This window comes from Arthrobacter sp. 10N43 (genome assembly GCF_056394525.1).
The window spans coordinates 64141-82585 of sequence record NZ_JBFTIA010000009.1; the positions used below are offsets into that span (position 1 = coordinate 64141).

General features: G+C 63.9%; 22 protein-coding genes. 8 read left to right on the forward strand and 14 right to left on the reverse strand.

Going from position 1 to position 18445, the window contains the following annotated elements:
* The first annotated feature begins 70 nt into the window (after positions 1-70).
* Positions 71-454, forward strand: coding sequence for a winged helix-turn-helix transcriptional regulator (locus tag AC1DDO_RS16680; protein ID WP_476972298.1), 384 nt, complete (start codon positions 71-73; stop codon positions 452-454).
* Here AC1DDO_RS16680 and AC1DDO_RS16685 read toward each other — a convergent pair.
* A complete protein-coding gene (locus AC1DDO_RS16685; protein WP_476972299.1) occupies positions 451-1530 on the reverse strand; it encodes an LLM class flavin-dependent oxidoreductase in 1080 nt (359 codons plus the stop codon). The two genes, AC1DDO_RS16680 and AC1DDO_RS16685, sit on opposite strands and share 4 nt — an antisense overlap.
* Before the next feature lie 97 nt (positions 1531-1627).
* Between AC1DDO_RS16685 and AC1DDO_RS16690 the strand changes: the two genes are divergently transcribed.
* The 3 genes from AC1DDO_RS16690 (at position 1628) to AC1DDO_RS16700 (ending at position 3048) form a co-directional block, all read left to right on the forward strand.
* Positions 1628-2230 carry a CGNR zinc finger domain-containing protein gene (locus AC1DDO_RS16690; protein WP_476972300.1) on the forward strand — a complete coding sequence of 201 codons (603 nt, stop codon included), beginning with the start codon at positions 1628-1630 and terminating at the stop codon, positions 2228-2230.
* 156 nt (positions 2231-2386) lie between these two features.
* Positions 2387-2731 (forward strand): DMT family transporter, encoded by a 345-nt coding sequence (locus AC1DDO_RS16695; protein WP_476972301.1) that lies wholly within the window; start codon positions 2387-2389, stop codon positions 2729-2731.
* The gene (locus AC1DDO_RS16700) at positions 2728-3048 is read left to right on the forward strand and encodes a DMT family transporter (RefSeq protein WP_476972302.1); all 321 of its coding nucleotides are present in this window, start codon (positions 2728-2730) and stop codon (positions 3046-3048) included. Before AC1DDO_RS16695 ends, AC1DDO_RS16700 begins: the two co-directional genes overlap by 4 nt.
* A 950-nt stretch (positions 3049-3998) precedes the next feature.
* Here AC1DDO_RS16700 and AC1DDO_RS16705 read toward each other — a convergent pair.
* From AC1DDO_RS16705 to AC1DDO_RS16730, 6 genes are all read right to left on the reverse strand, one after another.
* Positions 3999-4562, reverse strand: a complete 564-nt coding sequence (locus AC1DDO_RS16705; protein ID WP_476972303.1) for an OsmC family protein — start codon at positions 4560-4562, stop codon at positions 3999-4001.
* 211 nt (positions 4563-4773) lie between these two features.
* Positions 4774-5520: a helix-turn-helix transcriptional regulator gene (locus AC1DDO_RS16710; protein WP_476972304.1), complete on the reverse strand. Its 747-nt coding sequence runs from the start codon at positions 5518-5520 to the stop codon at positions 4774-4776.
* A gap of 138 nt (positions 5521-5658) precedes the next feature.
* Complete coding sequence (locus AC1DDO_RS16715) at positions 5659-5889, reverse strand: hypothetical protein (RefSeq protein WP_476972305.1); 231 nt, start codon at positions 5887-5889, stop codon at positions 5659-5661.
* A gap of 73 nt (positions 5890-5962) precedes the next feature.
* Positions 5963-7105, reverse strand: a complete 1143-nt coding sequence (locus tag AC1DDO_RS16720) for a MalY/PatB family protein (RefSeq protein WP_476972306.1) — start codon at positions 7103-7105, stop codon at positions 5963-5965.
* Between the two features lie 92 nt (positions 7106-7197).
* A complete protein-coding gene (locus AC1DDO_RS16725; RefSeq protein WP_476972307.1) occupies positions 7198-7614 on the reverse strand; it encodes a RidA family protein in 417 nt (138 codons plus the stop codon).
* A 288-nt stretch (positions 7615-7902) separates the two neighbouring features.
* On the reverse strand, positions 7903-8082 hold the full coding sequence (locus AC1DDO_RS16730; protein WP_476972308.1) for a hypothetical protein: 180 nt from the start codon (positions 8080-8082) through the stop codon (positions 7903-7905).
* Positions 8083-8095: 13 nt separating this feature from the next.
* On the opposite strand from AC1DDO_RS16730, the gene AC1DDO_RS16735 reads away from it, so the two are divergent.
* On the forward strand, positions 8096-9592 hold the full coding sequence (locus AC1DDO_RS16735; RefSeq protein ID WP_476972309.1) for an amino acid permease: 1497 nt from the start codon (positions 8096-8098) through the stop codon (positions 9590-9592).
* 456 nt (positions 9593-10048) lie between these two features.
* Here AC1DDO_RS16735 and AC1DDO_RS16740 read toward each other — a convergent pair whose 3' ends face one another.
* The 7 genes from AC1DDO_RS16740 to AC1DDO_RS16770 all read right to left on the reverse strand — a co-directional run bounded on the left by AC1DDO_RS16740 (position 10049) and on the right by AC1DDO_RS16770 (position 15648).
* Positions 10049-10333 carry a hypothetical protein gene (locus AC1DDO_RS16740; protein ID WP_476972310.1) on the reverse strand — a complete coding sequence of 95 codons (285 nt, stop codon included), beginning with the start codon at positions 10331-10333 and terminating at the stop codon, positions 10049-10051.
* Positions 10334-10359: 26 nt separating this feature from the next.
* Positions 10360-10530: a hypothetical protein gene (locus AC1DDO_RS16745; protein ID WP_476972311.1), complete on the reverse strand. Its 171-nt coding sequence runs from the start codon at positions 10528-10530 to the stop codon at positions 10360-10362.
* Positions 10531-10953: 423 nt separating this feature from the next.
* A complete protein-coding gene (locus AC1DDO_RS16750; RefSeq protein ID WP_476972312.1) occupies positions 10954-11292 on the reverse strand; it encodes a hypothetical protein in 339 nt (112 codons plus the stop codon).
* Positions 11293-11336: 44 nt separating this feature from the next.
* Entirely contained in the window at positions 11337-12617 is a 1281-nt protein-coding gene (locus AC1DDO_RS16755) for a Y-family DNA polymerase (protein WP_476972397.1), read from the reverse strand.
* 26 nt (positions 12618-12643) lie between these two features.
* A complete protein-coding gene (locus AC1DDO_RS16760) occupies positions 12644-13075 on the reverse strand; it encodes a LexA family protein (protein ID WP_476972313.1) in 432 nt (143 codons plus the stop codon).
* An 886-nt stretch (positions 13076-13961) separates the two neighbouring features.
* On the reverse strand, positions 13962-14618 hold the full coding sequence (locus AC1DDO_RS16765; RefSeq protein WP_476972314.1) for a helicase associated domain-containing protein: 657 nt from the start codon (positions 14616-14618) through the stop codon (positions 13962-13964).
* A 127-nt stretch (positions 14619-14745) separates the two neighbouring features.
* The gene (locus AC1DDO_RS16770; protein WP_476972315.1) at positions 14746-15648 is read right to left on the reverse strand and encodes a DNA/RNA non-specific endonuclease; all 903 of its coding nucleotides are present in this window, start codon (positions 15646-15648) and stop codon (positions 14746-14748) included.
* 278 nt (positions 15649-15926) lie between these two features.
* Here AC1DDO_RS16770 and AC1DDO_RS16775 point away from each other — a divergent pair, with 278 nt between their 5' ends.
* The 3 genes from AC1DDO_RS16775 (at position 15927) to AC1DDO_RS16785 (ending at position 18219) form a co-directional block, all read left to right on the forward strand.
* The gene (locus tag AC1DDO_RS16775; protein ID WP_476972316.1) at positions 15927-16355 is read left to right on the forward strand and encodes a hypothetical protein; all 429 of its coding nucleotides are present in this window, start codon (positions 15927-15929) and stop codon (positions 16353-16355) included.
* Positions 16356-16431: 76 nt separating this feature from the next.
* Entirely contained in the window at positions 16432-16779 is a 348-nt protein-coding gene (locus AC1DDO_RS16780) for a hypothetical protein (protein WP_476972317.1), read from the forward strand.
* A 426-nt stretch (positions 16780-17205) separates the two neighbouring features.
* Positions 17206-18219 carry a DUF4192 domain-containing protein gene (locus tag AC1DDO_RS16785; protein ID WP_476972318.1) on the forward strand — a complete coding sequence of 338 codons (1014 nt, stop codon included), beginning with the start codon at positions 17206-17208 and terminating at the stop codon, positions 18217-18219.
* The last annotated feature ends 226 nt before the right edge of the window (positions 18220-18445 follow it).

The following is an 18445-nucleotide window of genomic DNA, read 5'->3' on the forward strand; positions in this document are numbered from 1 at the left end:
GATTGGGTTACGAAGCTCATGGTTACATTCGGTAACCTGTTACATCAACGTAACTAAGGAGCCCGATTCCATGAACGCACCCGCCTGGAACGTCATGGTGGCCACCTGCCCCTCGCGGACTTCCCTAGCGAAAATCGCCAACAAGTGGACCGCAATGATCATCATCGCCCTGAGTGGCGGTCCACTGAGGTTCGGCGAACTGCGTGATGCCGTGGACGGCATCAGCGGCAAGGTCCTGGCCGATACCCTGCGGGATCTGGAGCGTGACGGGATCGTAGAACGGACGGCCTACGACGAAATGCCCCCACGCGTTGAATACGAGCTGACCACCCTGGGCCAAACACTGCATGAGCCATTAACGGCGCTTGGCCGCTGGGCCGAACAACATATCGAAGACGTACTGTCAGCCCGGGATTCCTATGACAACCGCACCGCCCCAATGACCTTGGGTTAGGCAGTCGCAGCCTGTGCGGTCATATTGTAATGGTCCGCCAGCAACTCGACTGTGCGCGATTGCACGCCCCGCGAGTGACCCTGGACAACCAGCATGACCTCGTCAACACGGGTCTGGCCGTGAAGCTCCTCCAGCCCCTGCGCCACGTCGTCCGCCGTTCCGTGAATTACCCGGTCGGTGTACTCCTCAATGACCTGTCTCTCCTGGAAGGTGGCCCGAAAGGCCTCAACCTCTTCGGGCGGGAAGATCGAAAAAGTCTTGCGCTGGAACATCCTCAGCATCGCCAGGGCCGCCGTCGCCGACTGGCGCCGGGCTTCAACCGGATCATCATTTGCCACCACGCCCACACTGACCAGGCTGTAGGGCTTGTCCAGGAACGGTGAAGGGCGGAAGTTCTCGCGGTAGATGCGCATGGCATTCAGAACGTCTGCGCTGCCGAATTGCAGCGCAAAGGCGTATGGCCGGCCGAGGCGGGCCGCCAGGTGTGCCGAATAGGTGGAGGATCCCAGAATCCAGATGTCGACGCGCGAAGTGGCCCGAGGGACCCGGTTCTGTTCGTCCTGCCATGGACCGGGCACGGCCGGCACGCCCCGGTAGGGATGGCCCTCCGGAAAATCGTCCCCAAGGAAGCCGAGCAATTCATCGATCTGCTCGGGAAAGTCATCATTCGCGGCATGATGACTGCGCAACGCCGCCGCCGTTTCTCCGTCGGTTCCAGGCGCCCGCCCCAGGCCCAGGTCGATCCGCCCGGGGGCCAGTGCGTCCAGCATGCCGAACTGTTCGGCGATCATCAGGGGAGCGTGGTTGGGCAGCATGATTCCACCCGCGCCGAGCCGGATGCGCCGGGTCTCGCCGATGAGCCGCGCCACCATGAGCTGGGGAGATGGGATGGAAGCTCCGGGCATGGCGTGGTGTTCTGACATCCAGAACCGCTGGTACCCGCGCTCATCGGCAAGCCGCGCGAGTCCAACGACGTCGCTGAACACTTCCTGGGCTGAAAAACCGGCGCCGGTCAAAGCATTGTCGAGCACTGACAGCGCGAACGGGGCTGTGCCGGAAGGACGTGGACGAAACATGGAACTACCTCACCTATCACGGTATGTAGATGTTTTTAGCGTGATGAGTACACGGTAGAGGCTTATCACGCTAAATTGCAACTGATAACGTGATCAGATGACCACAGTTCCACTTCCTGACGCTCCGGGAACCGCCGAGCATCTGTGCCTGGCTTTGGGCAACAGTGTTGTTACCCTCCCGGGCGGGCAGCAGTTCGATGAACTGGACGGCCCCGTGAACGCCACGGCGTGGCTCGTTGGCCATGGCCTGGCACCACAGGGCACCGGCCTGCTGGAGTATTGCCAGCTTCGGCTCACGGATCTGAGAAGGAAGCTCCGCGCCGTGCTGCTGGCCCATGCCGAGGGCGTCGCTCCCGATCCCGACTCGCTGGAAGGCATCAACCGTGCCCTTTCGGCAGTGCCAAGCGCCGCCTTGCTGCGATACAGTCCCGGGGAGGGCCTGAACCGCGTAGCCAGCCACCCGCTCACCCAGATCGTCGACCATGCAATGGCGCAGATCGCGGAGGACGCAGCCGCACTGTTGACGGGTCCTGATGCGGACCGGGTTGCACGCTGCGCGTCCGAACCCTGCGATCGCTTCATGGTCAGAACACACGGGAGGCGGCAGTGGTGCTCCGCCCGCTGCGGCGCCAGGCAACGGGCCAACCGCGCATACGCCCGCAAAAAGGTCACGGCTCCCGCGCCGGATATTTTGGCCTGAATCAATCGCATATGGACATTTGCGCCACCGGTGGCCGCTGTCCGGAACGCGAAAGATAGGAGGGTTGCCTTGCGGCGCAGCCAGCACGGAACCGATTCCGCTGACGCCACGGCAGCAAATTGATGATTCGCTAACGACTTCACAAGGACTTAAAGCATGAAGTGGATACTTCTGGGCTGCGCGATCATCAGCGAGGTTGCCGCATCCCTCGCCCTGAAGGCGGCGCTGAACGAGCCGGTCTTCTTCATCATCGTCGTTGCCGGGTACGCCGCTTCTTTCGCCTTCCTTACAGGAGTCCTCCGGGCTGGCCTGGCTTTGGGGGTTGCCTACGGCATCTGGGCTGCCCTTGGCGTAATTCTCACCGTGCTGCTGGCATCCGCCATCTTAGGCGAACCACTGACGCCGTTGATGTTCATGGGGGTCACCCTGGTTATCGGCGGCGTGCTCTGCGTCGAACTTGGTTCCCATAAACAACAACCCCAAAAGGAGGTTGGGCCATGATGTGGCTGCTATTAACGGCGGCAATCCTCACCGAGGTGAGCGCTACCCTGTGTCTGCGTCTTGCCTCGCAGGGGAAAAGCATCTGGTACGTCGCTGTCGGCATCGGATACCTGCTCGCGTTCACTCTTCTCAGCCTGACCCTGGATCAGGGCATGAGCCTCGGAGTCGCCTATGGCACTTGGGCTGCTGCAGGCGTCGCACTTACTGCGGTCGCCAGCCATATCTTCTTCAAAGAACACCTGACCCCCGTCATGATCGCCGGTCTTGGCCTCATCATTGCCGGCGTCCTACTCATTGAACTCGGCGCGGCCCACTAGGAGGACATCTGGGGACGGGGCTTTTCACCGTTCGATCGGCGGTCCCAGCATGCACGACTGACGACTTCGAGTGCCTTTCAGGGCTTCACTCCTGAAGAGGTCCCGAAGATCTTTTGTGTCGTCATTCGAAAGTGCAGGTCGCCGGAGAACTCCTGTGGCGTTACCCAGACTTCGTGGTCCTGGCACACTACGAACATCTGGTGGGGATGTTGCCTCGGGTCTACCGAAGCGGGAAGCGGTTGGGGCGTGGATAAACCTCCCCAACTTCTGGGTCTGGTGCGAGCGGTTCCGCTGCATCGGCTGAGAAGTTCAGCATGTCCAAGGGGCTCCTCTTGAACCTTCCCGGCTTCAGTTCAACGACCACGTAGCCCGTTGACCGCACTAAAGAGTTTCCGAACTGTCACCACTCGCCGTCGAGCCCGGGCAATCGGCGGGTGCGGGCAGGCGCTGCTTCCGAGCGCCTGTTTGACGGCAAGTCGGCCACCGCCGGCATGCCTTCACGCATACACGGTTAAGGACATACCTCGGGGGCAGGGTAATAGGGTAAAGAGTATGTGTCGCTGGGCGTCTCGCAGCAGACGCCCTGGACGCAGCCCGCGCAGATTATTCCGACAAGCGACACGCTTTAGTTGCAGTAGTTGGACTCGATTGACCGAGGCTTCAGGCGGGCCTCTCCCCGGCAGGTTCATGTGTTTTCCGGGGCACTGAGGGGCCGTGCGAGATCGCGCTGCAGGGGTCGACTGTGTGAGTTACCGTTGGCCAGTTTGGTCGCATCCACGCCCGTCGGGCGCATGCACCAGTGCGGACAGCGGGCGCCCAGGTTCTTGATGAGGTCATCGGCGTGCTCCGGCAAAGGAGAAAGTACTGCGTGATGGCGTCGATGAGCCGTTGGTTTCCCAGGTGTTCCTGGGCCGGGTTTCGAAGCCCGGCCCAGGAACACACCGATGGTGCTAGTTGAGCGTGGTGGTGACTTTCACGGGGTTGGCAAGCGTGTCGCGGATTGGCGAGGTCGCCTCCAGTGCCTTTACGAGGTTTTGGAGGTCTTCCCGTGGAGTGCCCGGGCTTTCGAGTTCGACGTTGACCGTGATGTGTTCTGCGCCCTTTCGGACGGATTCGTCGATGCCGAGGAATCCACTCAGATCGATATCGAATCCGAGGGTGAGCCGGATCTGTTCGAGCGTGATGTTGCGAGCTGCGGCGAGTGAGGCAAGGGTAACGATGTAGCAGCCGGCGAGCCCTTTGAGAATGTATTCAGCCGGGCTGACGGCAGTGTCTGTGCCTAGCAGTGAGATGGGCTCGTCGCTGTGCAGCGTGTACTTTCCACGTCGTGAGTCATCCGGTATGCCTGCCTGCAGTAGAGGTCCTGTTTCGGTCTTTGCCGTTAGACCGCCTGCGGATTCGCTGTTCATGGTAAAAGTGACGCGGCCGAGTTCACGCTGGGCGGTGACGGCTTCGACGGTTGCCTCGATAGCAGCGAGGTCGGCGAACGGCTTGGTGGTGGTGACGGTGTTCATTTTTTCTCCTTTTGATAAATTTGACGATTGTCTGGTTCAGGGAGGTGCTTGATCCATACCCTCGATATTTCCTGCCTGACTTGATGGGGCAGTGTGATGGTCCAGTGCCTCATTTCGGGCATGACGGGGTAGGGAATTGTTCATTGCTGGTGATCCGGCGCTGATGAAGGCTTGAGCTCCAGGAACCGGGTAACGCTGGCTTCTGCCGGGGTTAGGCTGTCTCTTCGACCTCTCCGCCGAGCTCATTGAGGTAGTTGTAAATGGTGAACCGGGTGACCCCGAGCGCGATGGCCGCAGTCTCGGCAGCCTGCTTTACGAGGAAGAATCCACGACGTTCGAGCTCCGCCACGACCTGCACTTTGTGTTCCTTGCGCATTTGCTCAACCGGGACCCCAATGGCGGCGATCGCCGCCTCGACGAGCTTGGAGCTGAGTTCCTCCACGCTGCGCGGGAAGTACTCGCTCCCCTGAGGGCCGACCGACGTCGCTCTGTTCACGGCAGGCGCCGCCAGCATGGAGCTCCCGTCATGGCCGAGAACGAAGCGGTCCAAGGCCGAGCGGAGCGTGACCCAGGCCGACACGTCAGCGTTCAGACACAGGGCTGCCGCGGCCCGGCCTTCCCTGTCGATGTAAATGATCGTCGTGCTCTGGAGGATTCTCCCGTCAGGCAGTTGCGAGCGGTAGCCGATCTCATGGGAGAAGTCACCGGCTGCGATGCGTTCGAGCAATTTGTCGGTAGGCGGGTCACCGATCTGACGGCGAGTGACGTCTCCGGCGATAGCACGGACTGTGTTAGGGATTCGCTGCAGGTCGTGCAGGACGACCTCCGTGGGCTGAGGCACCGCGGCCTGAAGGGGTGCCACCAGGAGCTCAAGGACCAGGTTGATGGTCTCGGCGTCCATGCCGTGCAGCGCGTCCGGGGACGGAGCTGTTGATCCGACCGAACCAATCTGGGTCATTGCTGCTGTCCTTCCGATTAGTCGGCGATCCAGGTGAACCGCCGTAATTGTGCCTTTTGTTGAAGCGTATCCGCTATCGTCAGTGATCCGTCCCCAAGCAAGTCCTTTCCTCTTCAACATGTTGTTGCAGGGTAAGGATTATGCTGGTTCTCCCTTGCATGACTCCCACTGGTAGTTGAGCCAAACTTCGAAGCCCTCGGTCCGCTGGAACATTGACCGCGGCTGCAACTCGCCGCCGGCGATCCAGAGAATCGAGTCGTCCAGGGTGACTGCGTCGACGATACCTTCGCGCACGATGAAGCCTCCGCTGCGCATCTGGACTCTTTGGCCGATGACAGGGTGCCAGGTGTGGTGGATACGCAGGGCCATCGTGTTCTCCGTGGTCAGCGGTGCCCGGCGGGGTTAATTGCTAGATCCTGAGGCACGGCTGATGAAGTTTGGTTCAATCGGCGTGGGCGGCTCGGCCCATCCGGGTGATGGCCTCTGTGAGGTTGGCCTGGGAAGTGGCAAAGTTGAGGCGGACATGTCCCGCCCCGCCCGTGCCGAAGACGTGGCCGGAGCTTAGAGCGACCCTCGCCTTGTCGAGGAACATCTTGGCCGGCCCGGCAAGGTCGGCAACGGTGGCGAGGCCTTCGGGGCCGCTTGACGAATCGAGGGCGAGAGGGCTGCAATCCAGCCAAGCCAGGTATGTCCCCTCGGGAGCGGCGTACCCGACGCCGGGAAGATGCTCGGCGAGCAGCTTTCCGAGGAGAGCCCTGTTCGCGTCGAGGCCTTGGAGGAGAGCATCCAGCCATTCTTCACCATCACGGAATGCGGCGGTGTGGGCGATGATCCCCAGGTGGCTCGGTCCGTGGCTGACCTCTTCGGGCATGCGGTCCAGATCATCCGCCGCGTCAGGTCCGGCGATTGCGAGTGCTGCCTTGAGGCCGGCAAGGTTCCAGGCCTTTGACGCGGAGGTGAGCGCAAACGCGTTCCCGGCCCCGGGCACGCTGAGATATGGCGTGAATGTTGCCCCCGGAAGGACGAGCGGGGCGTGGATCTCATCCGAGACGACCCGGACCCCGTAGTTGCGGGCGAGGGCCGCGACAGCTGCGAGCTCTTCAGGGCTGTGGACCACCCCGGTCGGGTTATGCGGATTGCTGATCAGGTACGCGGCTTTCCGTCTCTGAGACCGCGCGCGCTTGAAAGCTTCCTCGAGGGTGCCGAGGTTGATCCGGAGATCCTGTCCTAGCGGCGCTTCAATGATCCTGCGCGAATCATGGGTGATGAAAGCGTAAAAAGGCGCATAGACCGGGGAGTTGACGACAACGGCGTCTCCTGGATCTGTGATCAGCCGCAGGATTTCGACGACGCCCATCATCACGTCGGGCACGATGGCGGTGCGCTCGACTGCCAGCCCATCCCAGCCCCAGCGCCGGGAAGCAAACGCACTTATGGCCTCCGCGAACTCCGTCCCAGCCGGGTATCCGGTGTCTCCGGCATCGATGGCCTGGTGCAGCGCTTCCGATACCGGCGGCGCGAGCCGGACGTCCATCTCAGCAACCCACAGAGGCAGCACGTCCGAGGGATGAGTGCGCCATTTCATGCTCGTGCGCTGGCGGAGCTGTTCGAGGGAGAGCTCCTCAAGCGGGTTCCCGATTGTCGTGAAGCTGCGGGTTTGAGTCTGCCCGGCTGCCCTTAGCACCGGACAGTCATTTCAATCTCGACGCATGCACCCAGCGGCAGCGAGGCTACTCCCATTGCCAACCGCGCATGGTGCCCTTTTTCTCCAAGGACATCGAGGGCGAGTTGGGAGGCACCATCGACGACGGCGGGCGCATCCACGAATCCTTCCCCTGCTGAGACGTACCCTCCGATCCGGGCGATACCCTTGACCGCATCCAAGGACCCGAGTTCGTCGCGGACGACGTCCAGGCAACGGCTGGCAGCGAGCACTGCAGCCTCACGCGCCTGCTCGACTGTAACGTCCTGGCCCACACGCCCGGGATAGAGCAACCCACCCTCTCCGATAGGGAGTTGGCCGGAGACAAAGAGTAGATCGCCCACCCGGACCGCGCGTTCATAGAGCGGTGTGGACGTAACGGACTCAGCCATGAGAAACCTTCCAGACGTTCGAGAGACAGACGCGGCACAGTAGGTAAGCCACGTCGATCCACTTCCAAGAGTATTCAACATACAGTTTGAATGAAGCGGAGCTTTCAACGAGTATTACACATTTCGTTTACATGCGGTAGACCGAGCGTTATGCCCTAAAGGCGCCATTTCGCTAGTTCCCTTGGTATCGCACCAAGAGTTATCAAAATCTATCCAACAAAGTGTTGATCTTTGGATGTGACATCCCGCATACTCTCAACTGTGATTTGAATCTCTGACAGTCGGGGTTCAGGTCTTGCCATATCCGTCGTTCTGCTCATCACTGCCGACCGCGGGCGGGCCCAGAACGGCAATCACCTCGAATGCCTGGAAGCCCTGCAAAGGGCGGATATCCGCCGGGGCCCAGACCCCAACTCCGGCGGTTACGCCATAGACCATCAGGCCTCGCAGTTCGAGCTTCACATCCATAGGAAGGCTTCCCATGTCGATTCAGCCGCCCGTCACAGACTCCGGGCACGCAGACGCACCTGACCAAGTCCTGCACGCCGAGGATGCCGGTTACCAGAAAGGACTCAAATCCCGACAAATCCAGATGATCGCCATCGGGGGCGCGATCGGCACCGGCCTGTTCCTCGGCGCAGGTGGCCGCCTTGTCGCAGCCGGGCCATCACTCTTCATCGCCTACGCGATCTGCGGGGCCTTCGCCTTCCTGATCCTGCGCGCCCTCGGTGAACTCGTACTGCACCGGCCATCGTCGGGCTCGTTCGTCTCCTACGCCCGAGAATTCTTCGGAGAGAAGGCAGCGTTCACCGTGGGATGGTTCTACTGGCTAGTTTGGGCCGCGACGACGATCGCCGACACGACCGCTGCCGCGCTCTACATGAGCTTCTTCGGCAGGTACGTCCCCTGGATCGCCGCGGTCCCGCAATGGAGCTGGGCCCTCATCGCCCTGGTGCTCGTCCTTGCCCTCAACCTCGTCTCCGTCAAGGTCTTCGGCGAGATGGAATTCTGGTTCGCCCTCATCAAGGTCACAGCACTGGTCGTGTTCCTCCTCGTGGGCATCTATTTCGTCGTCTTCGGCACCCCTACCGGTGGCCCGGTCGGCTTCCAGCTCATCTCCGACAACGGCGGGATCTTCCCGAACGGCATCATGCCGATGGTCCTGCTCATGTCGGGAATCATCTTCGCCTACGGCTCAATTGAGCTCGTCGGCACCGCCGCCGGCGAGACCGAGAACCCGGCCAAGGTCATGCCGAAGGCGATCAACGCCGTCATCGCCCGCATCGCGGTCTTCTACGTCGGATCCGTCGTCCTGCTCTCACTGCTGCTGCCCTACACCGCTTACCAAAAGGGCGTGAGCCCGTTCGTGACGTTCTTCAGCTCAATCGGCATCAATGGCATGGACTCCATCATGAACCTCGTCGTGCTCACAGCCGCCCTGTCTTCGCTCAACGCCGGGCTCTACTCAACCGGACGAATCCTGCGCTCGATGGCCGCCGCCGGCTCAGCGCCGAAATTCGCGCTCCGAATGAACAAGGCGGGCGTCCCCTACGGCGGCATTGCCATCACCGCAGCAGTCTCCTTCCTCGGCATCCCGCTGAACTACATCGTCCCCGGCGACGCGTTCGAGATCGTCCTCAACATCGCTGCCGTTGGCATCATCGTCGCGTGGGCCGCGATCGTCCTGTGCCAAATCCAGTTTCAGCGGTGGAGCAGGAAAGGTTGGACCCAACGTCCCGCGTTCCGCATGCCCGGAGCCCCGTTTACCGGCTACCTAACCATTGCCTTCCTCGCCGTGGTCCTTGTCATGATCCTTATCGAATCCCCGTTGACCATGGTCGTAACCGCAATCGCGGTCGCGCTCATGATCGCCGGCTGGCACGCATGCCGCGAGCGGATCCGCCAGATCGCCGCTGCACGCGACGGCTACACCGGAGCGGCACCCATCGTCACCCACGCCACAGCCCGGCAGCCGTAACAGAACAGGACAACGGGGCGGACGACCATGACCCGGCAGTGGTCGTCCGCCCCGTCCCGATCGCTCTGCTGTTCGCCCCTCACACCACAGCTGCGAGAGGGAGCCCAATACGTCCCACGGAGGTGCTCCTCGATCGGGTGACCTGACTATTGGATTAACTGGGAAGTAAGTGGGCAACACCTGTCGCGCACTACTAACTGCCCCTTGACTAGGGAAAAGTCACCGTGGTCGTGCTGAAGCCCTACAGAATACCGGGTCAGGTCCTTGCCCTGCCGGGACCAGAGTGTGGCCCCGCTGTTGTCACGGATTCCGATGGCCCGGTAGCCGTCCCATTTGGGCTCGTAGATCAGCTTTCCGGGCAATGCCCCGGCACGCGGCATCTTCGTGACGGCCCGGGCCAGGGCGACTTTCACCGGCGGGGCAAGGCCCGCCGGCAGCCCGGTTCCGGCCGGCGGTCTAGCGGCCGTCATCGAGACCTTCGAGCGCGTCGATTTCGACCGCGTCCAGCAGCTCGGTGGTGCTGTTGCCGGTGACCCTGGCCAGCTCATCGAGCGCGATGAACCCGGTCCGGGCCAGGGCGATGGCCAGCTCAGCCAGATACCCGGCCCCGTTCCGCTGCGCCAGGTCGTCCAGGACCGCATGCATGCGCCCTGTCAGTTCGTTGGGGCCCTGGGATTCCTCTGCCGCCATGCGCATCAGCGTAAGCGCGGCCAGCCGCGGGTCATCGTAAATGGGTCCCATGGCCCCACGCTATACGCAGGCCCGGCTCAGTTGTCGGTGATGGACTCCAGCAGCCACTGTTCGGACAACGGGTCGCGGCGCAGCTCAAAGGTCCGCAGCACCGAGTTCGAGCCGAGGCGGACCTGCACGCGCCAGTATTCGATGCTGACCAGGTCGCCGCTGCCGACGGCCGCCGCGCAGCCCGCCGGCGCGGTCAAGGGTCAGTGTCAGTGCCAGCGGTGGGCTTCCAGCGCGCGCAGCAGGGGAGCGGGGTCGCCTTTCAGCTGGTCGACGGGGCGGGAACCGGCAAGTCGCTTGGATGGGGTGACCATCCAGAGCGTGAAGTAGTTGTGCGGGATCTGCAGCTCCAGCGCACGGTCAAAGAGCTCAACGACCGGCGGGCGGAGCTGGCCACCGGGGAGGAACTGGAATCCGGGGCAGAAGGTGCCGTCGTCGATGATCTGTTTACCGGACTAAGCCGATGGTTAACGGCGCGTGTCGCCGGTCTGGGACGAGCTGCTGCATTATCGGTTCCGGGTCCTCCATGAGTTCGGAGAGGCGGCGGTGGACCTGGTCCAGGGTCGGCAGCGTGAATTCCGTCCGGATCCCTGCCCACGTCTGCTCGTTGATGGGTCGGCCGTTCACTCTTCTTCGGTTGTTTCGTCGGCGTCGCTGATGCTGTCGAGCAGCCAGTGCGTGGAGAGCGGGTTCCGGCGGAGCGTGGCGGTCCGGAGGGCGGAATGGGTGCCGGAGCGGACCTGAACTTGCCAGTATTCGATGCTGACCAGGTCGCCGCTGCCGACGGCCGCGGTGCGGCGGGTGTCCCACCAGGCGTCTCTGCCGTACCAGTGCCGGGATTCCGTGTCGGGATCGACAAGCCAGATCCGTCCGTCGTGTCGGATGGCGAGGGGTTTGCCCGCCGTATCGAGTCGGACCAGTGTGGCGTGGTTCAGCGGGGCGGTGTCGATGATGGTGCTCATGGAGTGGTGCTCTTTCGTGATGCTGTCGTGCTGGTGTGTTTTGGTTAGGCGGCTTTGACGAGGGGGAGTTCATCCCAGTGCGTGGTGTAGCGGGGAGAGAGCATGTCCCTTTTCATGGTCCAGTCCGGTCCGCCCCGTATTCCGGCGTGGCCGAGGCCGATGGAGCCGCGCCCGTAGCGGCGAACTACGTCTTCCAGCAGGGTGCCGACGCGGCGTTCCTCGTGGGGATTTTCGAACAGAGCCAGCGGTGCCTGGTTGCCGGTGGGCCGCAGGTCGGTGACCATGATGCCGGCCCTGGCGTACGGGATGCCCTCGCAGATGCGGGGCAGCAGCGCGTGGGCGGCTTTGGTGAGCAGGACGGGATCGGCGGTGGGCATCGGCAGCGGCACGCAGACCGAGGGGTAGGAGGTGTCTTTCGGGTTGAAGTGTGAGGTGCCGGCGAACGCGGTGAGGACTTTGGTCTGGAGCCCGTGTTTGGCCAGCCGGGCCGAGGCCTGCTGGCCGTAGACGCTCATGACCTGCCGCATCCCGGCCGCGGTGGTGATGGGGGTGGCGAAGGAGCGGGAGAAGATGAGCTGGTCCCGGCTGATCCGTTCTTCCTCCATCGGGATGCAGGGGGTGCCCTGCAGTTCCAGGACGGTGCGCATCATGACCACGGAGAAGCGGTCCCGGATCATGACCGGATCGGCCCGGGACAGCTCCAGGATGGAATGAATCCCCAGAACGTTCAGCCGTTTGGTCAGCCGGGTGGCGACGCCCCAGATCTCAATCACCGACAGGCGGCGCATCAGGGATTCCCTGTCGGCGGCGGGGACGGAGTCCCAGTGGCAGACACCGTCGAAGGCCGGGTTGTTCTTGGCCCATTTGTTGGCCAGCTTCGCCAGCGTCTTCGTGGGTGCGATCCCCACGCAGACCGGTACCCCGACATTGCGCCGCACTGCAGCCTTGATGGTTCGGCCCAGGGCCAGGAGTTCGTCCGGGGTGCCTTTCACTCCGAGGAAGGCCTCATCGATGCTGTACACCTCCAGCCAGGCCGAATACCGGCCCAGCAGCTCCATCACCCGGGCACTGATGTCCCCGTACAGCTCGTAGTTGCTGGAGAGGGCAACGAGTCCCCATTCCTTCGCCCGCGGGGCGAGTTTGAACCAGGGCTCACCCATGGGGATACCGAGGTCCTTCGCTTCCGGGGACCGGGTGACGGCGCAGCCGTCGTTGTTGGACAGCACGATGACGGGCCGGCCCTCCAGGGACGGGTCGAACGCCCGCTCGGCCGAGGCATAGAAGCAGTTCACATCCACATGCGCGATCTGCGGCATCCGCCGCATGGTGGCAGGCTTAGACACTGCGCGCCTCAGACGTGATGCAGGCACCGGGTCGCGACACCCCAGATGACCAGATCCGCGACCGACGGGACCCGGATGTCCGGGTACGCCGGATTCTCCGCCTGCAGCACGACCCCGGCTCCGGTGAGCCGCAGCCGCTTGATCGTCAGTTCCCCGTCCAGGACGGCCACGACCACGGACCCGTCCCGTGGTTCCAGGGCCCGGTTCACGATCAGTTCATCGCCGTCACTGATGCCGGCGCCTTGCATGGAGTCGCCGGAGACCCGCACGACGTAGGTGCTGGTGATGTCCTTAATCAGGTGCTCATTGAGGTCGATCCGCCCATCAAAGTAGTCCTGCGCCGGCGAGGGATACCCGGCCGCGACGGGGACCGGAGAGATCAGCACCGACAACAACGATGCGCCCGCGTCTATCACGCGGGGACCGACAACAACGCCCACAACACACCTTTATTCGAATATATGTTCGATTCATTCAGTCTACTGGTGTGGGCCGACAAAAGAACTATTCAGGTTCCGGACCGGTCGCCGGCAGGACGGGTTGTACCCAATGGGGGGCGGCCGGAGGATTTGCAGGTACTAATCAGAACGTTGAAGGAGGCAGAAATTTGATGGCCCGATCAGTAGGGTGACTGCATGGATGAAACGCCGCGATTCCGTTCACCGCGATGGTGGCCTTGGGCCATCGCGGTCCTCCTCGTGATCACCGTGAACATAACGCTTCTGGGGTATAAACGGGGCGAGTGCGTTGACTACACAATCGAGTCTGGCGCTACGAGCATGTGTACTAGCGGCCCCGCGCTCAGCATGGATGGCACGTGGATTTTCGCGGCGGTGAGCGTGGCCGCCGTCGTCTACTTCGCGCGGCGCCTCGTGCATGCAGTTCGAGCCCGTGGGGACTAACCGGACACGGACAAGGTAACGAAGGCGCTAAAATAGCCCGGGCCCACACCAAAGCCGAACGATGCCGGCTAAACCTTTCGGCTGCGCCAGGTGGCCCGCCGCATCTACCGCACGCTCAACGCCGCCGCCGGCAGCGAAATTGGGGGTTGACGAGATATAGAAGCTTCATAGAAGAGTCGATGGTTGGAAACCACCCAGCCTGAGCTGTTCGGAGGGCTCCACCTGCCCCCAGTGGGCACAACCTGGTGAGGTCGTTTGCTGCCTGGCACCACGTGGTTTTTGTTGGGCAGATGAGGAAAGCCTCCGCGCGAGTCCAGGACTCAAGCGCGGCGACTCCCGGCTCTCCAAGCTGGGGGGACTGGAGAGCCGATGTAAGTGTACTAGCGGGCCTGACCTCATGGCCGCTGGAGACGCGACCTTCCGGTCACTGTCGGGGAGGGCGGCCACGGGTCCGCCCGGTCTGCCACCCGGGAGCTGCATCGTCCAGGAGCTTGACCTTCAGTGGGTCGAGTTCGCCGCGGCGGCGTTTGTACCGCTGGGTGTGGATCCATACCCCGAGGGTGTGTTCGCGCTCCGAATCGGTGCTTTGGTGGCGGGGCCAGTCGTTGCCTTCCTCGCGGTAGGCCACGAGCTGGGTGAGGTGGTCGTGCCAGCGGGCCTCGTCCTCGGCTTCCCTGCGGTTGTCGGCCCACCCGGGCACCCGGGCAAGGCCGTCGCTGTAGGCCGGGTCAAGGGTGCCGGCGGCTGCTTCGCGCCGCCGCGCGGTCATCCATCGCGACATTGACCTCTCACGTCTGTCACTGGATCGCCAGCCGGGAAGCCTGCCTTCGGCCGTGACCCAGGCGATGACCTCCTCCATGCGGGCAAGGTCCGTGGGGGAGGGGTGAGGAACGGGGGCGGCGCCGGCCGCGGCCTGGTGCTCGGCCTCAAGGCCCGGGTCCTGCCGGCGGGCAATGACCAAGTGGTATCCGACGGCGGCGGGCTCGGCACGCACGAGGGCAGCGATGCGTTTCCGGCTCAGCCCGAGCCGGTACATCAGCACCCATTCCGCGTCGGGAGCCCGCCGCAACCGCCTGTCCATAGTGGACCCATCCTGCCACGGCCCGTCGCAGGACTTTGCCGTGCCCAAATCTGTTGCTTTTGCCACCGTCGGAGCCTGCCTTGCCGGGGTGGCTCCGGTGCCGGGTTAGGTCAGGTCGGGCCGGGTGTCAGTCCGTGCCGTTGAGGTCGAAGTCCAGGTCGAGGTCCAGCGGCGAGTTCAGCCGTCTCCAGGTGGAGGTGACCGGTGCGGTGGTCAGCGCGCGGGCGATCGGCATCCGGTCTGCGGCTACGAGCTGGTCCAGGTTCAGGCCTGTCAGGGCGGCAATGTCTCGGATGGGGACCTGGAAGGTGCGGAACGGGCCAAGCGGGGGAGCCTCGTCGATGGCGCCGGGCCGCGGGATGTCGGGCAGGTTCGCGAGCTCGGGTGTCTGGTCCACGATGTAGCCGGTGGCGGCGAGGTCCCCGTGGTGGAGGAAGACGGCGACCTTGAAGTACCGCAGCGGGATGTTCACGCCGCGGTAGGCGGGGTCGGTGTCACTGAAGATCGGGCCCGTGAAAACGACGAGGCGCCGGCCGTTGTCGGCGGCGTTGTCCTGTAGGTAGGTTTCCAGGCCGAGCCAGAGGTTCAGGCCCTGGTTGAATGTTGCCGCCTGGGGTGCGGCGTTCGTGTAGTGGAAGGTGTCCTCGTTGGCGCGGGCTGCCTCGTCCCGGGTTTCGCCCCAGACGGCTGAGGCGCGGCGGACCAGGTGGCCGCGGTCGATGTCGTTGCGGGCGTAGATCTTCTCGCCGGTCTGCTGGTCTTCGCCCAGCCGGGGGTCGAGCCGCCACTGGATGCCGGAGCGGTCCAGGTTGATCAGCTTTGCCCCGTCTATCCCCAGGGCCGTCACCGCGGCCAGGCGTTTGTCCGGCCGCATGAGCACCGAGAAATGCGTGTAGGGCAGAAGGACCGTCTCGACCCCTGGCAGGGTCGGAACGGGCACCGGCACGCCGAGGAAGGCGGTGTCGAAACCGGGCCGGTCCGACAGGTCGCGTGGAGCAGCAGGGCCTGGTTCTAGCAGCAGTTCATCCATGCCCGGACCCTAACAGCCGCCGGTGACAACGACGTGAATTTAGCGCCTTCCGCTCAAAGGTCCAGGGCCCGAAGGCGGGGGAAACCCCCGGCCCGGCTAGCGGGCACCGCGGGTTCAACGACACTGCTTTCGGGCGTCCGCTGGCGCGGCCGGCTGTTGGGGCCAGTGTGTCCGTCGCAGGGCTCCGGACACCCCGGACCTGTTTGCCTACGGCGTTTTTTGGCTGCTGTCCTTCGGATTATCGTGCCCGCTCCGGCCCCCTCCAGCCCCTCCTTCGCATGAACGCAATCGCTACCGCGACCGTGACCACCAAGGACACCGGCGAGGTGATCCACGACGCCCCCGTTTTGGGGGATTACCACATGAACGACGGCTACGACTGGATGGAACTCATCGGCGAACACGGCTGGTCCGTGATCCCCAGCTGGGGCTGTGACGGGTGGGACCTCGGCAACTGGCCCTACGTCATGGTCGCCGGAATCCGGACCGCTGACCGGATCGGGAACCTGTTCGGCGTCGCCACGTACTGCGAGGGGGACGTGAAGACCAGCTACTACCGCACGAAGCGGGCGCAGTGGGAAGCGATCACCGAACACGCCTTCTTCTACTGGACAAGCGGGCAGGCCCACGGCCCGCTCGACCTGCCCATGGCCGCCGCGGAACTGCCCAGCCGCTACCGCGAACCGTATTCCGTCTTCGCAGACTAGCCACCCCTGTGCCGGTGCGGCCCATGGAACCCATGGGCCGCACCGGCACCTAACACCCCAGACAGGAGACACGACCATGACCGGAAACCCTGCACCGTTGAAGGGCCTCACCGCCCTGATCTACCGCGACGCCCTGGGCATCGACTATTCCAACCGGGGAATCTCGGCCACGGCAACGGAAGTCACCGTCGTCGGCCCCGGCATCGACCCCGTCTTTGAAGCCACCGAACAACGGCCCGCCGTCCGGATCATCAAGCGGGAGAACGCGAACGAGGCGACCTATCACGCCGAACCCCTGCCGACGGAGGATGAACCCGCGCCGTGGTACATGTTTGGCGGTGCGTTCATCTTCAGCAGCGACTCACGGTTCCGCGCCGGCATCGACTTCTACGGAGCCGTCCCGCTGCACGACCGCCGCGAGTAGGAGCCCGGTGGCCGGCCCCTTGTGTGGGCCGGTCACCGCGGGCGGCCCGCCGCCGGTGGCCGGGTGCCGCGGGGGTCGCCGGCGGGCGGACCGCCATTTCGGGAAAGTCCCGCAGGTGGCAAGGCCGGCGTGCCGGGCCACCCAGGGCTCGGGGCCCGGTCGGGCGGATCCCGTCGAACCTGGCAGGAAGCATGCTCGCGGGGCTCGCACCCATTCGGGCGTCCGCTGGCGCGGCCGGCTGTTGGGGCCAGTGTGTCCGTCGCAGGGCTCCGGACACCCCGGACCTGTTTGCCTACGGCGTTTTTTGGCTGCTGTCCTTCGGATTATCGTGCCCGCTCCGGCCCCCTCCAGCCCCTCCTTCGGGGGAAGCTGGCCGGTCACCCACCGYTCCCCGCCCGCCACATCCTCGGAAAAGGACACACCACCATGAACGACCCCATCAAGTTCACCGCCGCGGCCGACATCCTCGCGTTCATCCCGCACACGCTCGGAGAGGCCCCGAATGAATCCTTCGTCGCGTTGACCATGCAGGGAAACCGGCTCGGTGCCACGCTCCGCATGGACGCCCCGTTCGGCGCGGACCCGCTCGACTACGCCCAGACGCTGGTCAGCTACCTGACCGCCGACGAAGCAGCCACCGGCAGCATCCTCGCGATCTACACCGACGAAAACAGCTCCGACAACCCGCGCCCCTACTCCGAGCACGTCGCCGCGCTCCGCACCGAACTGGACATCGCAGGGATGCCGTTGCGGTACGCATGGATGGTCACCTCCGAAGTCTGGATGAACTACCTCTGCACCAACCCGTTGTGCTGCGCCGAGGAGCCGCTGGACGCGATCACCACCAGCACCGGAAACGCCGCCCTGATCTACGCCGGAAGCAACATCACCGGATTCACCGAACCGGCACCGTTCACCGGGGACGCCGGGACCCGCGAAGCCATCGCGGCCTACCGCCCCGATGGATGGCCCGAAGCACTGGAGAACAGCCGATCCCAATGGGACCAGGTGCTGGGGAACCCCGCCACCCTGACCGCCCGGACCGCGCAGGAACTGGCAGGAGCATTCCAGCACCCCACCACCCGGGACTACCTGATGACCGACGTCATCACCAGTGCACCGGATCAATTCACGTCCGTCATGCTCGGAGTGTTCCCGACCCGCCCCGACTGGGCACGCGTGGACACCGCCCAGGAAGTCGCTTTCGAACTGATGAAGGCAACCCCCGAAGGGCAGCGCGCCCCGGTGCTGTGCCTGATCGGCTGGCTGGAATGGCTCAAAGGCAAGTCCAGCTTCGCCGCCCGGTACTTCAAGCTCGCACTGGAGGACACCACCGACTACCGCCTCGCCGTGCTGCTGGCCGAACTCGTGAACCGCGGGCTCGTCGCTGACTGCGCACGGAACCCGGAAAAATCCTACGCACGCCCGAAGAACCGCTAACCGAAGGGACTGAGGCCGGGCCCCACACAAAGGGGTTCGGCCTACCCGTCGGGATCTTGCCCCAGGTGCGCGGCGGCCTCCCCCGCTCCGCTCCGCCGGCCGCCGATGGCGCGACAACAGCGCGATCAGGAATGTAGGGGCGAGGAATTAGGAGCTGGTACAAGAGGCCGTAACCGCACCCGACTCGAAGTGCTTAGACCACAGTCTCTGAGTCTCGGGCCTTATC

Bases quoted from the DNA above. Each gene is read 5' to 3' on its own strand.
- AC1DDO_RS16785 (WP_476972318.1), top strand. From the start codon at position 17,206: ATGAACGACCCCATCAAGTTCACCGCCGCGGCCGACATCCTCGCGTTC.
- AC1DDO_RS16700 (WP_476972302.1), top strand. From the start codon at position 2,728: ATGATGTGGCTGCTATTAACGGCGGCAATCCTCACCGAGGTGAGCGCT.
- AC1DDO_RS16735 (WP_476972309.1), top strand. From the start codon at position 8,096: ATGTCGATTCAGCCGCCCGTCACAGACTCCGGGCACGCAGACGCACCT.
- AC1DDO_RS16765 (WP_476972314.1), bottom strand. From the start codon at position 14,618: ATGGACAGGCGGTTGCGGCGGGCTCCCGACGCGGAATGGGTGCTGATG.
- AC1DDO_RS16780 (WP_476972317.1), top strand. From the start codon at position 16,432: ATGACCGGAAACCCTGCACCGTTGAAGGGCCTCACCGCCCTGATCTAC.
- AC1DDO_RS16770 (WP_476972315.1), bottom strand. From the start codon at position 15,648: ATGGATGAACTGCTGCTAGAACCAGGCCCTGCTGCTCCACGCGACCTG.
- AC1DDO_RS16705 (WP_476972303.1), bottom strand. From the start codon at position 4,562: ATGAACACCGTCACCACCACCAAGCCGTTCGCCGACCTCGCTGCTATC.
- AC1DDO_RS16730 (WP_476972308.1), bottom strand. From the start codon at position 8,082: ATGGATGTGAAGCTCGAACTGCGAGGCCTGATGGTCTATGGCGTAACC.
- AC1DDO_RS16695 (WP_476972301.1), top strand. From the start codon at position 2,387: ATGAAGTGGATACTTCTGGGCTGCGCGATCATCAGCGAGGTTGCCGCA.
- AC1DDO_RS16755 (WP_476972397.1), bottom strand. From the start codon at position 12,617: ATGCGGCGGATGCCGCAGATCGCGCATGTGGATGTGAACTGCTTCTAT.
- AC1DDO_RS16710 (WP_476972304.1), bottom strand. From the start codon at position 5,520: ATGACCCAGATTGGTTCGGTCGGATCAACAGCTCCGTCCCCGGACGCG.
- AC1DDO_RS16685 (WP_476972299.1), bottom strand. From the start codon at position 1,530: ATGTTTCGTCCACGTCCTTCCGGCACAGCCCCGTTCGCGCTGTCAGTG.
- AC1DDO_RS16715 (WP_476972305.1), bottom strand. From the start codon at position 5,889: ATGGCCCTGCGTATCCACCACACCTGGCACCCTGTCATCGGCCAAAGA.
- AC1DDO_RS16725 (WP_476972307.1), bottom strand. From the start codon at position 7,614: ATGGCTGAGTCCGTTACGTCCACACCGCTCTATGAACGCGCGGTCCGG.
- AC1DDO_RS16775 (WP_476972316.1), top strand. From the start codon at position 15,927: ATGAACGCAATCGCTACCGCGACCGTGACCACCAAGGACACCGGCGAG.
- AC1DDO_RS16740 (WP_476972310.1), bottom strand. From the start codon at position 10,333: ATGGGACCCATTTACGATGACCCGCGGCTGGCCGCGCTTACGCTGATG.
- AC1DDO_RS16690 (WP_476972300.1), top strand. From the start codon at position 1,628: ATGACCACAGTTCCACTTCCTGACGCTCCGGGAACCGCCGAGCATCTG.
- AC1DDO_RS16750 (WP_476972312.1), bottom strand. From the start codon at position 11,292: ATGAGCACCATCATCGACACCGCCCCGCTGAACCACGCCACACTGGTC.
- AC1DDO_RS16680 (WP_476972298.1), top strand. From the start codon at position 71: ATGAACGCACCCGCCTGGAACGTCATGGTGGCCACCTGCCCCTCGCGG.
- AC1DDO_RS16720 (WP_476972306.1), bottom strand. From the start codon at position 7,105: ATGAAATGGCGCACTCATCCCTCGGACGTGCTGCCTCTGTGGGTTGCT.